This is a genomic window from Streptomyces sp. BJ20, from assembly GCF_022869105.1.
GTDB classification, from domain to species: Bacteria; Actinomycetota; Actinomycetes; order Streptomycetales; family Streptomycetaceae; genus Streptomyces; species Streptomyces griseoincarnatus.
In genome coordinates this window covers 7,124,003-7,147,396 of the sequence record NZ_CP094918.1, presented here as the reverse complement: position 1 = coordinate 7,147,396, position 23,394 = coordinate 7,124,003, and the positions used below count along the sequence as shown (strand labels likewise).

Genomic DNA, 23,394 nt, shown 5'->3' with positions numbered 1-23,394 from the left:
CCACCCCCACCCCGCCCCCTCCCCGCCGTGGGCGGCTGGACCGACACCGGTGGCGGGCGGCGGCCGCACGTGTCGCCATCCGCGGGCATTCGTGCCTCCCCCAGTGGCTCAAGGGCCTGGGAGGTGCCCCCAGGGCGATGGGGGTACCTCCCGCTCATGGGGGTCTCCCCGCTCGAGCGGAGTCGAGAGTGGGGGAGAAGCCGAGAGTGGGGGAGGGTGGGCGCGGCGGCACCTCGTTGGCGCCGAGGTGCGCCGACTCCCCCCGGCCCGCACCGACTCAGGGTGCGACTCGGTACACCGATGCGTGCGATTCCCCCGCTGCCCGACAAGCACCCCGCACGGGTAAGGCCGGCACCCGTGGCGTACGGGTGCCGGCGCCCGCCGTTGACAGGTGACCGCAGGTCAGGAAGGCCTGCTGCGGAGGCCCTCCAGGAGGATGTCCAGGAGGCGGGCGGACGCGGCCGCCTGCTGAGCCGCGTCCGGAAGGGAGGGCGCGGCCGTGGCTATCACGAGCAGCACGTCGGACACGGACACGTCCGCCCGCAACTCCCCCGCCGCCCGGGCCCGCTCCACCAACTGCCCGACCACGTCGAGCAGCTCCGCCGCACCGCCGTCGTCCTCCGCCCGCTCCTCGGGCACGAGCCGCAGCTCCCCCGCCGGCTGCGTCCGCTGCTGCGGCAGCCGCGCGTGCTCCGACAGCCCCCGCTCCTCCGCGACGCCGACCCGCAGCACCTGCGGCGGCAGCAGCCGCCCCGCGCCGGAGGCGACCGACGTGCGCAGGAAGCGCGACAGCGCCGACCACGGCTCGTCCTCCTGCCCCAGAGCGGCACGCGCCTGCTCCGTCAGCCGGGACGTCTCCTCCTCGGCGATCCGCCGTACGAGCACGTCCTTGCTCGGGAACCGCCGGTACACCGTGCCGACGCCGACCCGTGCCCGGCGCGCCACGTCCTCCATCGGCGCGCCGTACCCCAGCTCGCCGAAGACCTCACGCGCCGCACGCAGCACGTGCTCCAGGTTGCGCTGGGCGTCGACGCGCAGCGGTGTGGTGCGTGTGCCGTCCGGGCGCCCGCCGGAGACGGCGCTCATCGTCGCTCCAGAGGCGACAGCGGACGACCATCGAGAGTCCTGAACATGCATGTGTATCCCCCGGTAATGACGTCTCCCCCCGGAGACTCTCCCCGCCATTGACGTCCGGGGCGTGAAAACGGGACCGGCCTGTCGGTCCCGCCCGTCGCGGACCCGATGAGCACATCCCCCTGCACCCCGTCGACACATGAACATAGTTGAGAGGGGGTCAATTCAGAAGGGGCACGTTCCGCACGGAGCGCCCCTCGATCGGAGCACGAGTCGTATACGTCCCGAATGTTCCGTGACGGTAGAGCCGATCATGCGGTGTGACCTGCGGTGACCGGGACCATGTCGGTAATTCGGCCAACCACCGGCAGGGGCGTCCTCCGGTCACACAATTCGTCGGGGCTGTGGACAAACGGAAGCGACGGGTGCGTCATGGGAGGGTGAAGGAACGTGCGCGCATTCTCGTTGTCGGCGGCGGCTACGTCGGGATGTACACGGCCCTGCGCCTGCAGCGGAGACTGAAACGCGAGCTCGGAAGGGGAGAGGCCGAGATCACGGTCGTCACGCCGGAACCGTACATGACGTACCAGCCGTTCCTGCCCGAAGCGGCCGCCGGTGCCATTTCCCCTCGTCACGTCGTCGTACCGCTGCGTCGTGTTCTCGACCGGTGCCGCGTCGTCATCGGGGAGGCCACGGCCGTCGACCACGCCGCGCGCACGGCCACCGTCCGCACCCCGGCCACCGAGGAGGAGGGGACGGACGGCAGGCGGATCGAGTACGACGAGCTGGTTCTGGCACCCGGGTCGGTCGCGCGCACCTTGCCGATTCCGGGACTCGCCGATCACGCCATCGGCTTCAAGACCGTGGAGGAGGCCATCGGGCTGCGCAACCACGTCCTCGAGCAGATGGACATCGCCTCGTCGACGCGTGACCCGGGGGTGAGGGACGCCGCCCTGACGTTCGTCTTCGTCGGCGGCGGCTACGCGGGCGTGGAGGCGCTCGGCGAGCTGGAGGACATGGCCCGCTACGCCACGCGGTACTACCACAACGTCCGCCCCGAGGACATGAAGTGGATCCTGGTGGAGGCGTCGGACCGGATCCTCCCCGAGGTGGGTGAGGAGATGGGGCGCTACACCGTGACGGAACTGCGGCGGCGCAACATCGACGTGCGCCTCGAGACGCGGCTGGACTCCTGCGCCGACCGGGTGGCCGTGCTGAGCGACGGCTCGCGCTTCCCGACGCGGACCGTCGTGTGGACCGCCGGAGTGAAACCGCATCCCGTGCTGGCCGCCACCGACCTGCCCCTGAACGAGCGCGGCCGGCTGCGCTGCACCGCCGAGCTGGCTGTCGAGGGCGCCCCCCACGCCTGGGCCGCCGGTGACGCCGCAGCCGTACCCGACGTCACCGCGGGGGAGGCGGGGCGGGAATGCGCGCCCAACGCGCAGCACGCCCTGCGCCAGGCCCGGGTGCTCGGTGACAACGTCGTCCACTCCCTGCGCGGCGAACCTCTGGAGACGTACGCCCACAAGTACGCCGGGTCCGTGGCCTCCCTGGGGCTGCACAAAGGGGTCGCCCAGGTCTACGGGCGCAAGCTGAAGGGCTACCCCGCCTGGCTGATGCACCGGACGTACCACCTCAGCCGGGTTCCGACCTTCAATCGCAAGGCGCGCGTGGCCGCGGAGTGGACCCTCGCGGGCCTCTTCAAGCGGGAGATCGTCTCCCTCGGATCACTCGAACATCCTCGAGCGGAGTTCGAACTGGCGGCCGGTGGAAAGCCTTCCCACGACCCACCGCACAACCCGAAGGGGTCGTCCTGACCGGACCCAGGAACTCCTGGGACCGGACCGGCGTCTAGCGGATGTCGGCCCGGCCGGACCCTGCCACACTGGTCCACCACCGCGGGCGGGAGGGCCCGCCCCGGTGCGGCCCCCGGGCCCCGGCCGGTTCCGGTATCCGGCCGCCGACAACTACACGAGGCAAGGATTCGTGAACTTCACGCGCTGGAGCGCCCGGCTCCCCGGAACGCAGCGCCGCGCCGCAGCGCGGACCGAGCAGACGGCACCCCCGGACCGGCGGGGGGAGGGCTCCGTGCCCGCGGCCCGCGCGGAGAGGCTCACCGACGGGGACCGGCCGCTGCCGGCCGTCGACGAACTGGGGGTCCGCGGGGTCCTCGACCGGGTCCCCTGCCTCGTCGCCCTGGTCCACGGCCCGGACCACCGCATCGCCTACCTCAACGACGCCTACACGGCCGCCTTCGGCCTCCGCCCCGTCGGCGCGCCCGCCAGGGGAGCCCTTCCGGAGCTCGACGAGCTGGGCCTGCTGCCCCTCCTCGACCAGGTCCTGCGCAGCGGCAAGCCCCGGACGGTCAAGTCCCGCAAGGCGCCTGACGGCCGCTCGTACACGTTCACCTGCACGCCGGCCGGGGAGGGTGACGGCCGCGGCGTGCTGGTCTTCGCCACCGACGTCACCGACCACGCCGAGGCCGCCGAGCGGCTGCGCGCCAGCGAGCGCCGGCAGCGCGAGACCGCCGTCACCCTCCAGCGCTCCCTGCTCCCGCAGGAGCTGGAGGAGCCCGACGACCTGCGCGTCGCCGCCACCTACCACCCCGGCGGCACCGAGGCGGCCGTCGGCGGCGACTGGTACGACGTCATCACCCTCGGCGGCGGACGCACCGCCCTGGTCATCGGCGACGTGATGGGACGAGGGGTGCGCGCGGCGGCGGTCATGGGACAGCTCCGCACCGCCGTCCGGGCGTACGCGCGCCTGGACCTCCCGCCCCACGAGGTGCTCCAGCTGCTCGACGGCCTCGCCATGGAGATCGACGCCAACCAGATCGCCACCTGCGTCTACGCCATCCACGACCCGAACGAGGGCCGCCTGGTGTACGCCTCCGCGGGGCATCTCCCCATCCTGGTGCGCGACGAGAACGGCACCGTCCGGCGCGCCGACGAACCGACCGGCCCCCCGCTGGGCACCGGCGGCTGGATGCACGCCTCCGGCTCCGTGCCGCTCGGCCCGGGATCCACCGCCGTCCTCTACACCGACGGACTGGTCGAGCGCCGCGACGAGGACCTCGACGAGGGCATCGCCTCCCTGGAGCGCGCCCTGGCCGGAGCGACCGGCGGCCCCCAGGTCGTCTGCGACCGCCTGGTCCGCTCGGCCGGCGTCACTCCGGAGCACGACGACGACGTCGCCGTCCTGGTCCTGCAGCATCCGGCGCGCTCCGGCCCGGACCGCGAGCTGTTCCGCAACGCCGCGCTGGAACTGCTCGGCGGGGTCGAGGCGGCGCCCCGCGCGCGTGCCTTCGCGTCCGGAGTCCTGACCAGCTGGCGCTTCCCCGCCGAGCTGCACGACCTCGGCGTGCTGGCGACCAGCGAACTGGTCGCCAACTCCCTCCAGCACGGCACACCCCCGATGCGCCTGCGCCTGCGCCGCACCGACCGCCGCCTGATCATCGAGGTGACCGACGGCGACGACCATCTGCCCAGGCGCCGCCGCGCGGAGCCCGGCGACGAGTCCGGCCGGGGCATCGCCATCGTCGCGACGATCGCCTCCGCCTGGGGCAGCAGACGCACCCCGGGCGGCGGCAAGGCCGTCTGGTGCGAGTTCCTGCTGCCGAAGACCGCCGACGTCGGCCTCTGACGCGCGCGGTCAGGCCGGAGCCGGCGCCTGTTCGGTACCGCCCTGCGCCACGACCCGGCTGCCCGCGGCCGACGGCTGGTCCTGCACGGCGGTGAGCCGGCGCCCGAGCCGCAGGGCCAGCACGGTGATCCCCAGCGAGAACAGCAGGAACACCACGATGTACGGCGCGTGCAGCGAGGCCGCCATCGGCCCGCCCACCGCCGGACCCACGGCCAGCGCGAGCTGCTTCACCAGGGCGAACGCCGAGTTGTACTGACCGGCCATCCCGGCCGGCGCCAGGTCGGCGACCAGCGGCGCCAGCGTCGGCGACAGCATCGCCTCCCCGAGCCCGAACAGCGCGTACGTCGAGACGAACGCCGCCGTCGCCATCTCCTGACTGGCACCACCCAGCCCCGCGTACCCGGCCACGGCCCACGCCACGGCCCAGATCAGACCCACGGACGCGATCACACGCGACCGCTTCCGCCGCTCCACGAAGCGGAGCACCGCGAACTGCGCGACGACGATCACCAGCGTGTTCGCCGCCAGCGCCGTCCCCAGCGTGGAGGTGGAGATCCCGGCGGCCTCCACGCCGTACGCGCTCAGGCCCGACTCGAACTGGCCGTAGCAGGCGAAGAACAGCACGAAGCCCAGCACGCACAGCTGCACCATGGCCCGGTTGCCCAGCAGCTGCTTCCAGCTGCCCTTGGCCGATTGCGCGGGCGTGCCGTCGATCCGCGGCGAGCGCGGCATCCGCACCGTGGACATCACCACGACCAGCAGCAGGAACATCACCGCCTGGATGGCGAAGAGAAGGGTGAACGAGCCCGCTTTCCTCGGGTCGACGAGGTGGCCGCCGATGAGGCCGCCGACGCCGAGCCCGAGGTTCTGCAGGAAGAACTGCATGGCGAACGCGCGCGACCGGGTCTCCGGACCGGAGCAGTCCACGATCATCGTGGCCAGGGCCGGCTGCATGACCGCCTGTCCCGCGCCGAGCGCCGCCGCGGACAGCAGCACGGTCGTGGCGCTCGCCGACAGCCCCAGGCTGAGCGAGCCGATCGCGGCGGTGAGCAGGGCGGAGAGCAGCACCGGCAGGGCACCGCGCCGGACGATCGCCCGTCCGGCCAGCGGCAGCACGATCAGCGCGGCCACGGCGAAGACGGCCAGGACCATCCCCGCCGTCATCGGCCCCAGCCCGCGCACCTGCGCCACATAGACGTACAGGTACGGGACCGTGAAGCCCAGCCCGAAAGCGCTGAGTGCGTTGCCCACGTGGATCCGGCGCATCGCTGCGCCCATCGCCCTGGTCACGTTCACCTCTCTCACTAGTTAGGAGTGAAGACTTAGAAGCTAAAGTTCGAAGCTAAAGAGTACACAGAGAAGGACTTCAAGGCAAAGAAGGGGCGTGCCATACTGCGGGCATGGCCGACACCCCCGGCGTGGAAGAGCCGACCCTCGAAGAGCAGATCGCCGCGTACCAGCGCGAGTTCCAGGACCTCGACCCCCAGGTCGAGAAGATCGTCAACGCGCTGTCCCGGCTCAACCGCCGCATGAACGTCGCCTACGGCCGCCAGACCGCCGAGCTCGGCATCACCAACGCCGACTGGGAGGTCCTCAAGGCGCTCGTCCTCTCCGGCGCCCCTTATCGGATGGGCCCCAGCGACCTCGCCAAGCGCCTGGGTCTGACCCCGGCCGCCATGACCCACCGGATCGACCGGATGGTCGCCGAGGGTCTGGTCACCAGGGAGCGGGACGAGAACAACCGGGTACGCGTCATCGTCGAGCTCACCCCGGCCGGCCGGGAGAAGTGGCAGGAGGCCATGCGGATGGCCACCGTCTTCGAGGCGGACCTCCTCCAGGACCTCAGCGCGGAGGAGCGGACCGCCCTCGGGGAGGTGCTGACGCGCCTGCTCCGCAGGGTGGAGGACGCCCAGCCCGACGCCGGCGGACGCCTGACCGACCTGGACTGAAAGATCTTGGGCTGGGGGACTTGACGCGGCCTCGCGCGATCCGTAAAGTTCTTCGGGTTGCCACGGGGCCGTAACGGTTCTCCGGCAGCACTTCCGCCGCGAAAGCGGCAACCAAACCCGAGCACGACCTCCCAGTGGGACCGATTTCGGCGTGTCCGCATGCCTGAATTCAATTCCACACCCTCGATTTGGGAAACAGGGAGAGAGTCCGCTAAGGTTTGAGACGTCGGAACGGCCCGCAACGGCCGGAAAGACAGACCCCGCTGACTGGGGGTCAGGTCGAGAAAACGATCTGATAGAGTCGGAAACGCAAGACCGAAGGGAAGCGCCCGGAGGAAAGCCCGAGAGGGTGAGTACGAAGGAAGCGTCCGTTCCTTGAGAACTCAACAGCGTGCCAAAAGTCAACGCCAGATATGTTGATACCCCGTCCATCCGGTTTCGGATGGTCGAGGTTCCTTTGAAAAAACACAGCGAGGACGCTGTGAACGTCGGGACTATTCCTCCCGATGTTCCGCTCTCGTGATGTGTGCACCCGCGCTTTTAATTAAGCACTGTCGGGTAAACATTCACGGAGAGTTTGATCCTGGCTCAGGACGAACGCTGGCGGCGTGCTTAACACATGCAAGTCGAACGATGAACCTCCTTCGGGAGGGGATTAGTGGCGAACGGGTGAGTAACACGTGGGCAATCTGCCCTGCACTCTGGGACAAGCCCTGGAAACGGGGTCTAATACCGGATACTGACCCGCTTGGGCATCCAAGCGGTTCGAAAGCTCCGGCGGTGCAGGATGAGCCCGCGGCCTATCAGCTTGTTGGTGAGGTAATGGCTCACCAAGGCGACGACGGGTAGCCGGCCTGAGAGGGCGACCGGCCACACTGGGACTGAGACACGGCCCAGACTCCTACGGGAGGCAGCAGTGGGGAATATTGCACAATGGGCGAAAGCCTGATGCAGCGACGCCGCGTGAGGGATGACGGCCTTCGGGTTGTAAACCTCTTTCAGCAGGGAAGAAGCGAAAGTGACGGTACCTGCAGAAGAAGCGCCGGCTAACTACGTGCCAGCAGCCGCGGTAATACGTAGGGCGCGAGCGTTGTCCGGAATTATTGGGCGTAAAGAGCTCGTAGGCGGCTTGTCACGTCGGTTGTGAAAGCCCGGGGCTTAACCCCGGGTCTGCAGTCGATACGGGCAGGCTAGAGTTCGGTAGGGGAGATCGGAATTCCTGGTGTAGCGGTGAAATGCGCAGATATCAGGAGGAACACCGGTGGCGAAGGCGGATCTCTGGGCCGATACTGACGCTGAGGAGCGAAAGCGTGGGGAGCGAACAGGATTAGATACCCTGGTAGTCCACGCCGTAAACGGTGGGCACTAGGTGTGGGCGACATTCCACGTCGTCCGTGCCGCAGCTAACGCATTAAGTGCCCCGCCTGGGGAGTACGGCCGCAAGGCTAAAACTCAAAGGAATTGACGGGGGCCCGCACAAGCGGCGGAGCATGTGGCTTAATTCGACGCAACGCGAAGAACCTTACCAAGGCTTGACATACACCGGAAAGCATCAGAGATGGTGCCCCCCTTGTGGTCGGTGTACAGGTGGTGCATGGCTGTCGTCAGCTCGTGTCGTGAGATGTTGGGTTAAGTCCCGCAACGAGCGCAACCCTTGTCCCGTGTTGCCAGCAGGCCCTTGTGGTGCTGGGGACTCACGGGAGACCGCCGGGGTCAACTCGGAGGAAGGTGGGGACGACGTCAAGTCATCATGCCCCTTATGTCTTGGGCTGCACACGTGCTACAATGGCCGGTACAATGAGCTGCGATACCGCGAGGTGGAGCGAATCTCAAAAAGCCGGTCTCAGTTCGGATTGGGGTCTGCAACTCGACCCCATGAAGTCGGAGTCGCTAGTAATCGCAGATCAGCATTGCTGCGGTGAATACGTTCCCGGGCCTTGTACACACCGCCCGTCACGTCACGAAAGTCGGTAACACCCGAAGCCGGTGGCCCAACCCCTTGTGGGAGGGAGCTGTCGAAGGTGGGACTGGCGATTGGGACGAAGTCGTAACAAGGTAGCCGTACCGGAAGGTGCGGCTGGATCACCTCCTTTCTAAGGAGCACTTCTCACCAACTCCGGTTGGTCAGAGACCAGTTCATCAGCGAACGTCTGATGCTGGTTGCTCATGGGTGGAACGTTGACTACTCGGCATCGTCAGCCAACTCGGGCTGCCAGTACTGCTCTTCGGAGCGTGGAACGCAGGTCACGAGGGGCGAGGGTGTCGGGCACGCTGTTGGGTGTCTGAGGGTACGGCCGTGTGGTCGCCTTCAGTGCCGGCCCCAGTGCACTCCGGGTTTGCCCCGGGGGTGATGGGTGGTTGGTCGTTGTTTGAGAACTGCACAGTGGACGCGAGCATCTGTGGCCAAGTTTTTAAGGGCGCACGGTGGATGCCTTGGCACCAGGAACCGATGAAGGACGTGGGAGGCCACGATAGGCCCCGGGGAGTCGTCAACCAGGCTTTGATCCGGGGGTGTCCGAATGGGGAAACCCGGCAGTCGTCATGGGCTGTCACCCTTGCCTGAACACATAGGGCAAGTGGAGGGAACGCGGGGAAGTGAAACATCTCAGTACCCGCAGGAAGAGAAAACAACCGTGATTCCGGGAGTAGTGGCGAGCGAAACCGGATGAGGCCAAACCGTATGCGTGTGAGACCCGGCAGGGGTTGCGCATTCGGGGTTGTGGGATCTCTCTTTCATGGTCTGCCGGCCATGAGGCGAGTCAGAAACCGTTGATGTAGGCGAAGGACATGCGAAAGGTCCGGCGTAGAGGGTAAGACCCCCGTAGTCGAAACGTCAGCGGCTCGTTTGAGAGACACCCAAGTAGCACGGGGCCCGAGAAATCCCGTGTGAATCTGGCGGGACCACCCGCTAAGCCTAAATATTCCCTGGTGACCGATAGCGGATAGTACCGTGAGGGAATGGTGAAAAGTACCGCGGGAGCGGAGTGAAATAGTACCTGAAACCGTGTGCCTACAAGCCGTGGGAGCGTCGCGTTGAGTGCTTGCACTCAACGTCGTGACTGCGTGCCTTTTGAAGAATGAGCCTGCGAGTTTGCGGTGTGTTGCGAGGTTAACCCGGGTGGGGAAGCCGTAGCGAAAGCGAGTCCGAACAGGGCGCTGTAGTAGCACGCTCAAGACCCGAAGCGGAGTGATCTAGCCATGGGCAGGTTGAAGCGGAGGTAAGACTTCGTGGAGGACCGAACCCACCAGGGTTGAAAACCTGGGGGATGACCTGTGGTTAGGGGTGAAAGGCCAATCAAACTCCGTGATAGCTGGTTCTCCCCGAAATGCATTTAGGTGCAGCGTCGTGTGTTTCTTGCCGGAGGTAGAGCACTGGATAGGCGATGGGCCCTACCGGGTTACTGACCTTAGCCAAACTCCGAATGCCGGTAAGTGAGAGCGCGGCAGTGAGACTGTGGGGGATAAGCTCCATGGTCGAGAGGGAAACAGCCCAGAGCATCGACTAAGGCCCCTAAGCGTACGCTAAGTGGGAAAGGATGTGGAGTCGCACAGACAACCAGGAGGTTGGCTTAGAAGCAGCCACCCTTGAAAGAGTGCGTAATAGCTCACTGGTCTAGTGATTCCGCGCCGACAATGTAGCGGGGCTCAAGCGTACCGCCGAAGTCGTGTCATTGCGATATGTACCCCCAACGGGGATCGTGATGGGTAGGGGAGCGTCGTCTGCCGGGTGAAGCAGCCGCGTAAGCGAGTTGTGGACGGTTGACGAGTGAGAATGCAGGCATGAGTAGCGATTCACACGTGAGAAACGTGTGCGCCGATTGACTAAGGGTTCCTGGGTCAAGCTGATCTGCCCAGGGTAAGTCGGGACCTAAGGCGAGGCCGACAGGCGTAGTCGATGGATAACCGGTTGATATTCCGGTACCCGCTGTGAAGCGTCAAACATCGAATCCAGTGATGCTAAGCCCGTGAAGCCGCCGGCTGAGTCTTCGGACGAGGTCGGAGTGGTGGAGCCGGTGACCCGAGCTGGTAGTAGGTGAGTGATGGGGTGACGCAGGAAGGTAGTCCATCCCGGGCGGTGGTTGTCCCGGGGTAAGGGTGTAGGACGTCAGGTAGGTAAATCCGCCTGGCATGTGTCTGAGACCTGATGCCGAGCCGATTGTGGTGAAGTGGATGATCCTATGCTGTCGAGAAAAGCCTCTAGCGAGTTTCATGGCGGCCCGTACCCTAAACCGACTCAGGTGGTCAGGTAGAGAATACCGAGGCGTTCGGGTGAACTATGGTTAAGGAACTCGGCAAAATGCCCCCGTAACTTCGGGAGAAGGGGGGCCACATCCGGTGATGAGCTTCGCGCTCTGAGCTGGGGGTGGCCGCAGAGACCAGCGAGAAGCGACTGTTTACTAAAAACACAGGTCCGTGCGAAGCCGTAAGGCGATGTATACGGACTGACGCCTGCCCGGTGCTGGAACGTTAAGGGGACCGGTTAGCTTGGATTCGTCCAGGCGAAGCTGAGAACTTAAGCGCCAGTAAACGGCGGTGGTAACTATAACCATCCTAAGGTAGCGAAATTCCTTGTCGGGTAAGTTCCGACCTGCACGAATGGCGTAACGACTTCTCGACTGTCTCAACCATAGGCCCGGTGAAATTGCACTACGAGTAAAGATGCTCGTTTCGCGCAGCAGGACGGAAAGACCCCGGGACCTTTACTACAGTTTGATATTGGTGTTCGGTTCGGCTTGTGTAGGATAGCTGGGAGACTTTGAGCATCGGACGCCAGTTCGGTGGGAGTCGTCGTTGAAATACCAGTCTGGTCGTGCTGGATGTCTAACCTGGGTCCGTGATCCGGATCAGGGACAGTGTCTGATGGGTAGTTTAACTGGGGCGGTTGCCTCCTAAAGGGTAACGGAGGCGCCCAAAGGTTCCCTCAGCCTGGTTGGTAATCAGGTGTTGAGTGTAAGTGCACAAGGGAGCTTGACTGTGAGACCGACGGGTCGAGCAGGGACGAAAGTCGGGACTAGTGATCCGGCGGTGGCTTGTGGAAGCGCCGTCGCTCAACGGATAAAAGGTACCCCGGGGATAACAGGCTGATCTTCCCCAAGAGTCCATATCGACGGGATGGTTTGGCACCTCGATGTCGGCTCGTCGCATCCTGGGGCTGGAGTCGGTCCCAAGGGTTGGGCTGTTCGCCCATTAAAGCGGTACGCGAGCTGGGTTTAGAACGTCGTGAGACAGTTCGGTCCCTATCCGCTGTGCGCGTAGGAGTCTTGAGAAGGGCTGTCCCTAGTACGAGAGGACCGGGACGGACGAACCTCTGGTGTGCCAGTTGTTCTGCCAAGGGCATGGCTGGTTGGCTACGTTCGGGAGGGATAACCGCTGAAAGCATCTAAGCGGGAAGCCTGCTTCGAGATGAGGACTCCCACCTCCTAGAGAGGGTAAGGCTCCCAGTAGACGACTGGGTTGATAGGCCGGATATGGAAGCACGGTAACGTGTGGAGTTGACCGGTACTAATAGGCCGAGGGCTTGTCCTCAGTTGCTCGCGTCCACTGTGTTGGTTCTGAAACCACGAACAACCCCATGCCATGGTCACGGCATGCCGGTGGTTGTCAGTTTCATAGTGTTTCGGTGGTCATAGCGTAGGGGAAACGCCCGGTTACATTCCGAACCCGGAAGCTAAGCCTTACAGCGCCGATGGTACTGCAGGGGGGACCCTGTGGGAGAGTAGGACGCCGCCGAACAATTCTTGTATGAGAGCCCCCGTGCCATCCGGCACGGGGGCTTTCTGCGTTCTACGGCCTCACCAGTCCCGTTTCGTACGCGCAGATCACCGCCTGGACCCGGTCCCGTGAAGCCGTCTTCGCGAGGACGCGGCTCACATGGGTCTTCACGGTGGACTCGGCGAGGTGGAGGCGCTCGGCGATCTCCGTGTTCGTCCAGCCTTTTCCGATGACCGTCAGGATCTCGCGTTCGCGGTCCGTCAGCGCGGCCAGACGGGGGTCGGCAGCAGAAGGTTCGGTCGTGCCGGCGGGGAGATGGTGGACGTAGGCGTCCAGAAGCCGGCGGGTCAGGCCGGGGGCCACCACGGCGTCTCCGGAGGCAACCGCGCGGATGCCGGAGAGGAGGTCCTCCGGCTCGGCGTCCTTGACGAGGAAGCCGGAAGCTCCCGCGCGGAGTCCCGCGTACGCGTACTCGTCCACGTCGAACGTGGTGAGGATCAGGACGCGGGTGCGGTCCCCCGAGGCGGTGATGCGGCGGGTGGCCTCGATGCCGTCCAGGCCGGGCATGCGGACGTCCATCAGGACGACGTCCGGTCTGAGGTGGGCCGCCTTGCGGATCGCCTCCGTGCCGTTGGCGGCCTCGTCCAGGACCGTCATGTCGTCCTGGCTCTCCAGCAGCATGCGGAAGCCGAAGCGCTGGAGCGGCTGGTCGTCGACGATGAGGACGGTGGTCACTGAGAGGTCTCCTCCGGGAGATACAGCCTGACGCGCCAGCCCCGCTCCGGGTGGGGGCGTGGACCGGCCTCAAGTGTGCCGCCGTACAAGGTTGTTCGCTCGCGCATTCCGCCTATGCCGCGGCCGTCCGACGGTGCGGAAGGCGGTGTTCCCGTGCCCGTGTCGGTGACGTCGACGGTCACGGCGCCCCGCTCCCCGTGCGTGATGGTGATGTCGGCGGTCGCTCCGGGGCCGGCGTGCTTGAGGGTGTTGGTGAGGGCTTCCTGCACCACTCGGTACACGGTGAGCTGCCGCCCAGGGGGACACGTGGCCCGTCCTTCGGTGTGGACGTGGACCGGGAGGCCCGCTGTGCGGACGCTGTCGACTAGCTGGTCCAGGTCGGTGAGGCCCGGCTGCGGGGTCCGTTGGGCGGGGGTCGCGGTGTCGTCGTCGCGGAGGACGTCCAGGAGCCGGCGGAGGTCGGCGAGGGCCTGTCGGCTGACGGTACCGATGGCGTCCAGGGCCTGACCGGCACGTTCCGGGGACGCGCCGGCCGCGTATTTCCCGCCGTCGGCGAGCCCGGTGATGACGGACAGGTTGTGGCCGACGATGTCGTGCATCTCGCGGGCGATACGGGCGCGTTCGGCGGCTGTGGCGAGCTGGGCCTGCTGGTCGCGTTCGACGGCCAGCCGCCGTGCCCGTTCCTCGAGGGACGCCAGGTGGTCCCTGCGGGAACGGACCGCGATGCCGAACAGCGCCGTGAGGGCGAAGCCCCAGAGCGCGGGGCCCATGGCGGCGTCCCAGGCCGCGAGCGGATAACGCAAGGCGCCCGGGACGAGCGGCAGGACGACGACGAGGAAGGCCGGGCCCAGCTGCTTCAGCGGACGGTGCAGGGCGAGGCTGAACACCGGGACGAGCTGGAGGAGATGAGCCTGGAGGACCGCCCCCGACCAGCTGTTGACGAGCGCGAACGGCGCGGTGGCCAGGAGGACCGGCATCGGGTGGCTGCGGCGCCACAGGAGCGGCAGCGTGAAACCCAGACTGAGGACGACCAGATGTGTGTCCGGCACGTCGAGGTTCTGGGCGGTCCTGCGCCATCCGCTGCTGGCGTAGTCCGTCAGTGCGGCCGCCACCCAGAACACGGTGGCCGTCACGTCCCACACGTACGGCTTGCGCCGGTCGAAGAGGCGCACCGATGCCAGCAGGCGGTGCAGGCGGTCCGTGAGCGCGGGGCGTCGTCCCGGCGTCTCCCTCACACTCAGACGTCCCTTCGCTTCAGCAACGCCGCGGCCACCGCCGTCGTCCCCAAGGCCCACAGGCTCAGGGCGAGCAGGGAGAGGCCGGGGGAGGGCGCTCCGGCGACGGCGTCCAGGGCCGAGACGTTGCCCACGGCCTGGGCAGGGAAGTATTCGACGGCCTTGTCCACGGCGTCAACCGGGAGCAGCCCGACGACCTCCGGCGCCACCATGACGCCGCCGACGAACGCCCCGATGCCGCCGGCCACGGAGCGCAGCAGCCCGCCGAGCGCCATGGCGAAGACGGTCAGCGCGGTGATGCCGACGGCCGAGCCGGCCAGTGCCGCGAGGACGCCCGGGTCGGTGAGGGAGGCTTCCTGGTCGGTGCCGGCCAGGAACGTCTGCGCCAGCGCATGGCCGGCGACGCAGGTGACCAGGGTGAGCGGGAGCACGACGGCGGTCAGCACACCGGCCTTCGCCCACAGCACGGGCGCCCGTCGGGGAACGGCCGTCAGCGTGGCGCGGATGGTGCCGGTCGTGTACTCGCCCGCGGTGAAGAGGACACCGAGCACGGGCAGCGAGATCGTCGCGATCTGCGTCCCGGCCAGGCCGAGCTCGATCGGGTCGACGAACTCCCTGTTCCCGGTCTCGTAGTGGGCGGAGACGACCAGACCGAGGCCGACGATGGAGACGGCGGAGAACAGCAAGGTGATCCAGGTGGAGCGGAGCGTCGCCAGCTTGTGCCACTCGGAGCGCAGGACGCGGGACGGGGTGACCCGGTAGGGGGCGGTGGTGGTCATGCGGCTGCTCCCTGCGCGCCGGTGTACTCGACGGTGTCGTGGGTGAGGGTCATGAAGGCGTCCTCCAGCGAGGCCGTGGACGGGGTGAGTTCGAAGAGGGGGACACCGTGGGCGGCGGCGGTGCGGCCGATGTGCTCGGCCGTGGTGCCGCGGATCTCCAGAGCGCCGGCGGTGGCGGTGATGTCGACGCCTGGGGCCCGGAGCAGGCCGGTGAGGGTGTCCGGGTCGGGGGTGACCACGCGGACCGTCGCCGCGCCCGAGTCCCGTACGAAGTCGGTGACCGTGGTGTCCGCCAGGAGGCGGCCGCGGCCGATGACGATCAGGTGGTCAACGGTGAGGGCCATTTCGCTCATCAGGTGGGAGGAGACCAGGACGGTGCGGCCCTCGGCGGCGAGGGACTTGAGAAGGGTGCGGATCCACCGGACGCCCTCGGGGTCGAGACCGTTGACCGGCTCGTCGAGGACGAGGGTGGCCGGGTCGCCGAGCAACGCGGCGGCGATGCCGAGGCGTTGTCCCATGCCGAGGGAGAAGCCCTTGACCCGGCGGTCCGCCACCTCGGTGAGGCCGGTGAGATCCAGGACCTCGTCGACCCGCCTTCTCGGGAGGCCGTGCGTCAGGGCCAGTCCGCGCAAGTGGTGGCGGGCGGTGCGGCCGGGGTGGACGGAGCGGGCCTCCAGGAGGGCGCCGACCTCGGTGAGGGGCGCGGGGTGGGCGGCGTAGGCGCGGCCGCCGACGGTGGCCCGGCCGGACGTCGGGGCGTCCAGTCCGAGGATCATCCGCATGGTGGTGGACTTGCCGGCGCCGTTCGGACCGAGGAAGCCGGTCACGGTGCCGGGGCGGACGGTGAAGGACAGGTCGGTGACGGCCGTCCTGCCGTTCCTGCCGCCGTAGCGTTTCGTGAGGTGCTGCGCCGTAATCATGGGTCGATGCTCGTCGGCGCGGGGGCGGCGGGCGTCGGACGGCGGCCCTATTCCTTGGAAGGCCGTGGTACCCCGGTACTACCGTGGCCGCATGAGCTACAAGGTCCGTTCCCTGCGCGTCGACGAGTGGCCCCTGGCCAAGGCTCTGCGGCTGGAGGCGCTGCGGGATCCCGTGGCGTCCATCGCCTTCATGGAGACCTACGAGTCCGCCGTCGCCCGGCCGGAGTCCTTCTGGCGGGAGCGGGCCGAGCGGAGTGCCGAAGGGGCGTCCGGGGCGCAGCAGATCATCGCCGAGGGGCCGGACGGGGAGTGGGTCGGCACGGTCACCGTGCTGATGGAGGAGGCCGGGACCAGGGACTGGGCCGGGATGCCCGTCGAGCGGCTCCAGGGGCATCTGGTCGCGGTGTACGTGCAGCCGGAGCACCGGGGCATCGGGCTCACCGAGGTGCTCTTCGACGCCGGTCTCGAGTGGGCGTGGGCGCGGGGCGCCGAGCGGGTGCGGCTGCTCGTGCACGAGGACAACGCGCGGGCGCTGCGGGCCTACCGGAGGGCCGGGTTCACCGAGACCGGGCTGATCACGACGCTGGGTTCCGACCCGGGCGGGCGAGAGCTGGAGCTGGCCGTGGAGCGGCCGGACCCGGAGTCAGACGGGTAGTTCCGCGTGCGGCCAGCGGGCGCGGGCCTGCTCGCGGGAGCGCAGGAGGGCCACCGTGGGCATGCCGCGCTCGGGCCCGGCGGTGAGGAGCTCCGGGAGCTGGGGGAGAGGGGCCACCGCCGCCACGTCGTCCAGGACGAGGGTGAGTGGTGGGTCGAGCCGACCGGAGGATGACCGTTCGGCCATGCGCCGGCCGTGCTCGACCACGTACGAGACGAGCGCCGTGAGCAGGGGCATGGCGCCCGGACCGGTGCGCGGATCCTCGATGGATGCGCCCACGACGTAAAGCGTTCCCCCTTCGTGGATGAAGGAATCCAAGGCGAGGGCATCACTTCGGTGCGGATTGCAGGCTTCCCGGACGTTGACCGTGGAGAGAGCCGCCAGCGCACGCGCCGTCAGCTGCTGGGCCATGTCCCGGCGTTCGGGGTGCGCGGTGAGCGCCGCCTCGAGCTCGCCCGCCGAGCCGGACGCCGCCCTGGGATGCGTGCGCAGGACCCGTACGGCGTCCTGGACCTGGAGGCCCTGTGCCCAGCGGTGCACGTGGCGGACGGTGCGGCCGTCGACGGCGGCCGCGTGCAGGTAGCTGCGGAGCAGCAGTTCGGCGGTGTCGCCGAGCTGCTGGTCGAGCCGTGAGGTGGGGCGGACGGGGGCGAGGAGCGCCGCCGCGCGTGCGGTCGCCGTGTCCTTGTCCTCGCAGCCGGCGGTGGGCGACCAGTGGAGGCGGGCCGGGGTGTCGCAGAGGTGCGTCGGGTCGTAGAGGTGGGCGGGGCCGAGCTTGGCGCGGGCGTCCTTGGTGTCGTACCAGAGGTTCGGGTTGGACGTGAGGACGAGGGCGGGCCCCTCGGCGTCGCGTACGGCCTGTGCGGCCGTGGTGTGGCGGGTGGCCGGGGGACCGTAGTGGAGGCCGGGGGTCGTCACCTCCGCGGTGGGCCGAGGGGCCGGCTCGGGGGGTCTCGGGGCGGGGACCTCGTGCACCGGCGTGGGCTGCGGCTCCGGCTGCCGTTCGAGCACTGGGTCCGGCTGCCCTCCGAGCGCCGGCTCGGGCGCCGGCTCCGGCATCGGCTTCCGCGCCGGAAGCGCGGGCGCCTGCGTCACCGTTCCCTCCGCGCGCCGTCGCGCCCGTACCGCCCGCCAGCGGGCCACCGTGCCGAGGACGAACACGGTGAGGACCACCAGGATCATCAGCTGGCCGATGAGCAGGCCCCAGAACAAGCCGTAGCCGGAGAGTTGGGCGGGCGGGGTGTCGGGCCAGGCGCCGGGGACGTCGTGCGGTGCGGCGACCAGATGGCGCATGGCGAGCGGGGTGCGGGCGAAGGAGAGGCCGGACGGCCAGCGGCCGTGGGCGAAGAGGCCCGCGAGGCCGGTGGCCGTCCACACCATCACCGTCATGCCGAGGAGGAACGCGAGCACTCCGAGCAGCAGTCCGTCCGGGATGCCGCCGTCCTGCCCGCGCCGCTCGTCCGGTCTCACGCGTCCCCCTCCCGCCGTTCCTACGCCACCGTCGACTCGGAGTCCCCGACGTGCTGCTCCACGAAGGCCGCCGCCCGCTCCTCGGCCTCCAGCTCGGCGGCGCGCAGGGCGTCGTCGGCGAGGTCGGCGGACGACTCGGTCATCGCTCGGTCGGTGAAGACCAGTGGGCGTTCCGTCTCGGTGACCAGGTGTTTGACCACCTGGACGTTGCCGTTGACGTCCCAGACCGCGATGCCCGGGGTGAGCGTCGGGATGATCTCCACGGCCCACCTGGGCAGGCCCAGCACCCGGCCCGTGGCCCGCGCCTCGTCCGCCTTCTGGGCGTAGATGGTGCGGGTGGACGCCATCTTCAGGATCGCCGCGGCCTCCTTCGCCGCCGCTCCGTCGACCACGTCGGACAGGTGGTGGACGACCGCGACGAAGGACAGGCCGAGGCGTCGGCCGAACTTCAGCAGCCGCTGGAAGAGCTGCGCCACGAACGGGCTGTTGATGATGTGCCAGGCCTCCTCGACGAGGAAGATGCGCTTCTTCCGGTCGGGGCGGATCCAGGTGTGCTCCAGCCACACGCCGACGATCGCCATGAGGATCGGCATGGCGATGGAGTTGCGGTCGATGTGGGACAGGTCGAAGACGATGAGCGGGGCGTCCAGGTCGATGCCGACGGTCGTCGGGCCGTCGAACATGCCGCGCAGGTCACCGTCGACCAGGCGGTCGAGGACCAGCGCGACGTCCAGGCCCCACGCGCGGACGTCGTCTATGGCGACGTTCATCGCTTCCGCCGACTCCGGCTCCGGGTGGCGGAGCTGCTCGACGATGTCGGTCAGCACCGGCTGGCGTTCGACGATGGTCTCGTTGACGTAGGCGTGCGCGACCTTCAGGGCGAAGCCGGAGCGCTCGTCGAGGCCGTGCCCCATGGCGACCTCGATGATGGTCCGCAGCAGGGCGAGCTGGCCCGTGGTGGTGATCGCCGGGTCGAGCGGGTTGAGGCGGATGCCCTGGTCGAGCGCGGCCCTCGGGTCCAGGCGGATGGGTGTTATGCCCAGCTCCTGGGCGATGAGGTTCCACTCGCCGGCGCCGTCCTCGCCCTGCGCGTCCAGGACGACGACCTGGCGGTCGCGGAAGCGGAGCTGGCGCAGGACGTACGTCTTCTCCAGCGCCGACTTGCCGTTGCCGGACTCGCCGAGGACCAGCCAGTGGGGGGCCGGGAGCTGCTGGCCGTAGAGCTGGAAGGGGTCGTAGATGTAGCCCTTCCCGGAGTAGACCTCGCGGCCGATGATGACGCCGGAGTCGCCGAGGCCGGGCGCGGCGGTCGGCAGGTAGACCGCCTGCGCCTGGCCCGTGGACGTGCGCACCGGCAGCCGGGTCGTCTCGACCTTCCCGAACAGGAAGGACGTGAAGGCGTCGGTGACGACGGACAGCGGATCCCGCATCTTCAGCTCAGCCCCTACCTACGAATGCCGGTGGCGAACGGGAGAGTGTTCACGAACGCGCGGTGGTGCTCGCGGTCGCACCACTCCAGCTTCAGGTACGACTTGCCGGCCGACGCCCGTATCGTCCGCTTGTCGCGGGCCAGGGCCTCGGGTGTGCGGGAGGAGACGGTGATGAAGCCGACCAGGTTGACGCCCGCGGCACCGCTGGCGAGGTCCTCGCCGCGCTGGTCGAGACGGCTGTGCGCGGCGATGTCGCGGGGGTCGACGGTGCGGTTCATCTTGGCGGCGCGGGACGCCTCCGCGGCGTCGTTGGTCTTCTCGGTCAGCATGCGCTCGATGGCGACCTCGGTGGGTTCGAGGTCCATCGTGACGGCGACCGTGCGGATCACGTCCGGGGTGTGGACGAGCAGCGGCGCGAGGAAGTTCACGCCGACCGGGGTCATCGGCCACTCCTTCACCCAGGCCGTGGCGTGGCACCAGGGGGCGCGGGTGGCGGACTCGCGGGTCTTGGCCTGCAGGTACGTGGGCTCCGTGGCGTCCAGCTCGGCCGGCCAGGCGTTGCGCTGGGACATCGCCTGGAGGTGGTCGATCGGGTGGTCCGGGTCGTACATGGAGTGGATCAGCGAGGACAGCCTGCTCTGGCCGAGCGGCTGGCGTACGCGGATGTCGGCCTCCTGGAGCCGGGAGCAGATGTCGGTCAGCTCACGGGCCATGACGACGGCGAGGCCCGCGTCCCGGTCGACGCGGCCGCCGCCCTGGCTGCGCATGGCGCGGGCCATCGTGACGGCCTCGGCGGCCAGCTCGCGGTTGTAGTGCATGCAGGCGACCAGGTATGCGCGGTGCTGCTCGCTGCTGGTCGACACCATCGACTGGAGCTGGTCGTACGACTGCTGGAGCCAGACGGGCGCCTTGTCGTCGCCCCGGACGGTGACGTCCTTGGCGTGCGCGTCCGGGTCGGCGGGCAGGGTGCGGGCGAGCATCTGGATGCGGGTGACGAAGCCGTCGCCGTTGGCCACGTGCTTGAGCAGCGTGCCGAAGCGGTCGACGAGGGCCTCCTGGTCCTCGGAGTCGCGCAGGCCGACGCCGGGGCCCTCGATCTCGATGGCGGCGGTGACGGTCTTGCGGTCCGCGTGCAGCAGCACGGCGATCTCGTCCGGGCCGAACGGCGCGGACAGCCAGGTGATGCGGCCGATGCCGGGCGGCGGCCCGACCTCCACCTCGCGGCCGTCGAGCCGGGTGCCGGCCTCGATGACGCCGGAACGGTAGGTGGCGCCGCGGCGCACGGTGCGCTTGTAACTGCGGTCGATCTCGAACCACTTGTAGAACGTGCGGTGCTTGTACGGCACGTACACGGCGGCCAGGGCGAGCATCGGCAGGCCCACCAGCAGCACGATCCGCACGGACAGGACGGGGACGAGGAGCCCGCACATCATGCCGAGGAACGCGCCGATGACGATGAGCGCGATCTCACCGGTCTCGCGATTGCGGCCGACGATCGCGTTCGGCCGGGCGCGGCCGATCAGATACGTACGGCGGGGCGTGACCGTGGGGGACAGATGGGACTCGGTCGTCAACGCCCTTCACCTCCCGTGCGGTTGTTGCTGCTGTTGCGGGTGCCGGCGTGCGGGGTGTTCACCGGGCTGCCCGTCCGGGGCGGGGGCGCGGCGGCGGATCCCCCGCCGGAGGGGCGGGAGCTGTGCGCGGCGACTCCCCCGGACGCGGGGTTGGAGGGGCGGGGCGCGGAGGACTGGCCGCCGCCGTGGTTGTCGGCGCGGGTGCTGTGGGTCTTGATGCCCTGCGCGACGAGGGTGGCCGGGGAGCTGATGACGGCGGCCGCCTTGCCCTCGGCGCCCTGCATGATGCGGTTGCTGCGGGAGCCGGCGATCTCGTCGCCGAAGCCGGGGACGAAGCGGTAGATCATCGCCGAGGCGAAGATGGCGAGCAGGATGATCGCCAGTCCGGAGACGACGGCGGAGAAGGCGTCAGGGCCGTCGTCGGCGGAGAGCGCGCCGGCCAGGCCGAGCACGATGACGATGACCGGCTTCACCATGATCACGGCGATCATGATGCCCGCCCAGCGGCGGACGTGGCCCCACAGGTTCTTGTCGACCAGGCCGGCGTAGACGACGGTGCCGAGGAGGGCGCCGACGTAGAGCAGGGCGGCGCGGATGACCAGCTCCAGCCAGAGGACGCCTGCGGCGAGGATGGAGACCAAGGAGACGACGATCAGCATGATCGGGCCGCCGCCGATGTCGTCGCCCTTCTCCAGGGCGCCGGAGAACGTCCCGAAGAACGTGTCCGTCTGGTCGCCGGTCGCCTTCGCCAGCACGTCGGTGACGCCGTCGGTCGCGGAGACGACGGTGTAAAGGATCAGCGGGGTGAAGGCGGAGGCGAGGACGGTCAGCCAGAGGAAGCCGATCGCCTCGGACAGGGCGGTGGTCAGCGGCACGCCGCGGACTGCCCGCTTGGCGACCGCCAGCAGCCAGAGGAGCAGGGTGAGGATCGTCGACGCGGCGAAGACGACGGCGTACTGCTGGAGGAAGGTGTCGTTGGTGAAGTCCACCTTCGCGGTGTCCTCGACGGCGGCGCTGAGCTGCTTGACCGTCCAGGACGCGGCGTCGGCGCAGCCGCGGGCGAGGGAGGCGAGGGGGTCGAGGGCGGAGGTGGGGTCGCTGAACGTGCTCGGCCCACCTCCTCCGGAGGAGCCGCCCTCACCGCGCTCGCAGTAGTCCTTGGCGGGGCCGACGATCAGGTCGCAGTTGTCGTCCGACGGGGTCGGCGAAGGTGTGGGCGCCGCCGTGGCGCGGGTGGCCGTGATGAGCAGCGCGGCCTGCACGGCTGTGACGGCCGTGGCCAGCTTGAGTACGCGGCGCGGGCTACCGGGCATAGGTGAAGCCTCCGTACTCCTGGACGGCCTTGGCCATCTCCTCGGCGGTGGACGCCTTGTCGTCCCCGGGGACGGGGGCGGGGCCGTCCTTCTGCGCGAAACTGTCGACCTTCCAGTCGCCGTCGGCCCAGCGCAGCTGCAGCGTCATGGTGAACCAGTCGCTGGTGACCGGGCTGGTCGTCTTCTCCCCTGCCGTGCCGAACACGCCGGAGCACCAGACGTCGACGCTGGCCTCCGCGTCCGAGTAGCCGGTGACCTTGGTGCCGATCGGCATGGTGCGGGACACGTACGTCTCGCCCGGAGCGGCGTTGCCGTTCTCGTCCAGGCCGATGGTGCTCAGGAACTCCTTGGAGTAGGCCTTGTCGAACCGGTCCGCGAGGGATGTCTGCTTGTCGGCCACGAAGACCTGGCGGACGATCTCGGCGCGCCGGTCCGGCTTGAGGATGTCGGCGGAGACGAGCGCCACCGCGTAATTCGCCGCCGCGCTCTCCGCCCCCTGCCTGTCGTGGGCGAAGCCCGCCGGGATACCGGCCGCACCCGCCGGGACGGGCTTCTCGCCCGTCGGGGCCGTCGCCGCCGCCTTCGGCGAATTGCCGCCCTCCTCCGCGTCGGAGTCCCCGCCTCCACGGTTCGCGAAGGCGATGGCCGCGATGAGGAGGACCACCACGCCGACGACCGTGACCAGGCTGCGCGACGACGACCGGCCGTTTCTGCGCGCGCCGCCGTACGGGTCGCCGCTCGCCTCGGGCAGGCGGGTGCGGGTCCGGCCCGTGTCGTCTCCGAGACTCATGCCGCGTACGTCCCCTCAGCGTCGTGCGGGAACACCTCGTACTCCGTGTACTCCACGTACGACGGTAGCCGTACCGGCCGCCGCTCGGGCGTGGTGTGGTGACTGGACATCAGGGA

At 68.7% G+C, this 23,394-nt stretch carries 15 protein-coding genes and 3 rRNA genes; 7 read left to right on the top strand and 11 right to left on the bottom strand.

The features are described from left to right. Positions 1-402 precede the first annotated feature (402 nt). On the bottom strand, positions 403-1,137 hold the full coding sequence (locus MTR79_RS32200; protein ID WP_244792802.1) for a TetR/AcrR family transcriptional regulator: 735 nt from the start codon (positions 1,135-1,137) through the stop codon (positions 403-405). Between the two features lie 377 nt (positions 1,138-1,514). Between MTR79_RS32200 and MTR79_RS32195 the strand changes: the two genes are divergently transcribed. Next, entirely contained in the window at positions 1,515-2,891 is a 1,377-nt protein-coding gene (locus tag MTR79_RS32195) for an NAD(P)/FAD-dependent oxidoreductase (RefSeq protein ID WP_280518384.1), read from the top strand. Positions 2,892-3,060: 169 nt separating this feature from the next. Beyond that, complete coding sequence (locus tag MTR79_RS32190; RefSeq protein ID WP_244792800.1) at positions 3,061-4,716, top strand: SpoIIE family protein phosphatase; 1,656 nt, start codon at positions 3,061-3,063, stop codon at positions 4,714-4,716. Between the two features lie 9 nt (positions 4,717-4,725). On the opposite strand, the gene MTR79_RS32185 is transcribed toward MTR79_RS32190, so the two are convergent. Continuing rightward, complete coding sequence (locus MTR79_RS32185) at positions 4,726-5,994, bottom strand: MFS transporter (protein ID WP_244793350.1); 1,269 nt, start codon at positions 5,992-5,994, stop codon at positions 4,726-4,728. Positions 5,995-6,116: 122 nt separating this feature from the next. On the opposite strand from MTR79_RS32185, the gene MTR79_RS32180 reads away from it, so the two are divergent. The 4 genes from MTR79_RS32180 to rrf all read left to right on the top strand — a co-directional run bounded on the left by MTR79_RS32180 (position 6,117) and on the right by rrf (position 12,398). Next, positions 6,117-6,665, top strand: a complete 549-nt coding sequence (locus MTR79_RS32180; protein ID WP_102641984.1) for a MarR family transcriptional regulator — start codon at positions 6,117-6,119, stop codon at positions 6,663-6,665. A gap of 565 nt (positions 6,666-7,230) precedes the next feature. Beyond that, a 16S ribosomal RNA gene (locus MTR79_RS32175) occupies positions 7,231-8,758 on the top strand. Between the two features lie 308 nt (positions 8,759-9,066). Further along, positions 9,067-12,191, top strand: a 23S ribosomal RNA gene (locus MTR79_RS32170). A gap of 90 nt (positions 12,192-12,281) precedes the next feature. Next, positions 12,282-12,398, top strand: a 5S ribosomal RNA gene (gene rrf, locus MTR79_RS32165). Together the 16S, 23S and 5S rRNA genes form the textbook arrangement of a ribosomal RNA operon. 51 nt (positions 12,399-12,449) lie before the next feature. Here the strand turns inward: rrf and MTR79_RS32160 are convergent. Genes MTR79_RS32160 through MTR79_RS32145 form a run of 4 tightly spaced genes read right to left on the bottom strand, consistent with a single transcriptional unit; the run spans position 12,450 to position 16,046 of the window. Further along, on the bottom strand, positions 12,450-13,112 hold the full coding sequence (locus tag MTR79_RS32160) for a response regulator transcription factor (protein ID WP_086702532.1): 663 nt from the start codon (positions 13,110-13,112) through the stop codon (positions 12,450-12,452). Further along, on the bottom strand, positions 13,109-14,305 hold the full coding sequence (locus MTR79_RS32155) for a histidine kinase (RefSeq protein ID WP_244793348.1): 1,197 nt from the start codon (positions 14,303-14,305) through the stop codon (positions 13,109-13,111). Before MTR79_RS32155 ends, MTR79_RS32160 begins: the two co-directional genes overlap by 4 nt. Before the next feature lie 44 nt (positions 14,306-14,349). Then, positions 14,350-15,126, bottom strand: coding sequence for an ABC transporter permease (locus MTR79_RS32150; protein ID WP_244792798.1), 777 nt, complete (start codon positions 15,124-15,126; stop codon positions 14,350-14,352). Further along, positions 15,123-16,046: an ABC transporter ATP-binding protein gene (locus MTR79_RS32145; RefSeq protein ID WP_244792796.1), complete on the bottom strand. Its 924-nt coding sequence runs from the start codon at positions 16,044-16,046 to the stop codon at positions 15,123-15,125. Before MTR79_RS32145 ends, MTR79_RS32150 begins: the two co-directional genes overlap by 4 nt. 91 nt (positions 16,047-16,137) lie before the next feature. Here MTR79_RS32145 and MTR79_RS32140 point away from each other — a divergent pair, with 91 nt between their 5' ends. Then, positions 16,138-16,701, top strand: coding sequence for a GNAT family N-acetyltransferase (locus tag MTR79_RS32140; protein WP_189366548.1), 564 nt, complete (start codon positions 16,138-16,140; stop codon positions 16,699-16,701). Here the strand turns inward: MTR79_RS32140 and MTR79_RS32135 are convergent. From MTR79_RS32135 to MTR79_RS32115, 5 genes are read right to left on the bottom strand one after another with little or no spacing between them, the layout of a single operon-like run. Continuing rightward, positions 16,690-18,171, bottom strand: coding sequence for a type IV secretory system conjugative DNA transfer family protein (locus tag MTR79_RS32135; RefSeq protein WP_244792794.1), 1,482 nt, complete (start codon positions 18,169-18,171; stop codon positions 16,690-16,692). The two genes, MTR79_RS32140 and MTR79_RS32135, sit on opposite strands and share 12 nt — an antisense overlap. 20 nt (positions 18,172-18,191) lie before the next feature. After that, complete coding sequence (locus MTR79_RS32130) at positions 18,192-19,601, bottom strand: ATP-binding protein (protein ID WP_086704619.1); 1,410 nt, start codon at positions 19,599-19,601, stop codon at positions 18,192-18,194. 14 nt (positions 19,602-19,615) lie between these two features. Beyond that, a complete protein-coding gene (locus tag MTR79_RS32125) occupies positions 19,616-21,175 on the bottom strand; it encodes an SCO6880 family protein (RefSeq protein ID WP_244792792.1) in 1,560 nt (519 codons plus the stop codon). Continuing rightward, positions 21,172-22,488, bottom strand: a complete 1,317-nt coding sequence (locus MTR79_RS32120; RefSeq protein WP_189366550.1) for a hypothetical protein — start codon at positions 22,486-22,488, stop codon at positions 21,172-21,174. The genes MTR79_RS32125 and MTR79_RS32120 overlap by 4 nt, the downstream gene beginning before the upstream one ends. Further along, the gene (locus MTR79_RS32115) at positions 22,478-23,278 is read right to left on the bottom strand and encodes a hypothetical protein (RefSeq protein WP_244792790.1); all 801 of its coding nucleotides are present in this window, start codon (positions 23,276-23,278) and stop codon (positions 22,478-22,480) included. The genes MTR79_RS32120 and MTR79_RS32115 overlap by 11 nt, the downstream gene beginning before the upstream one ends. Between the last annotated feature and the right edge of the window lie 116 nt (positions 23,279-23,394).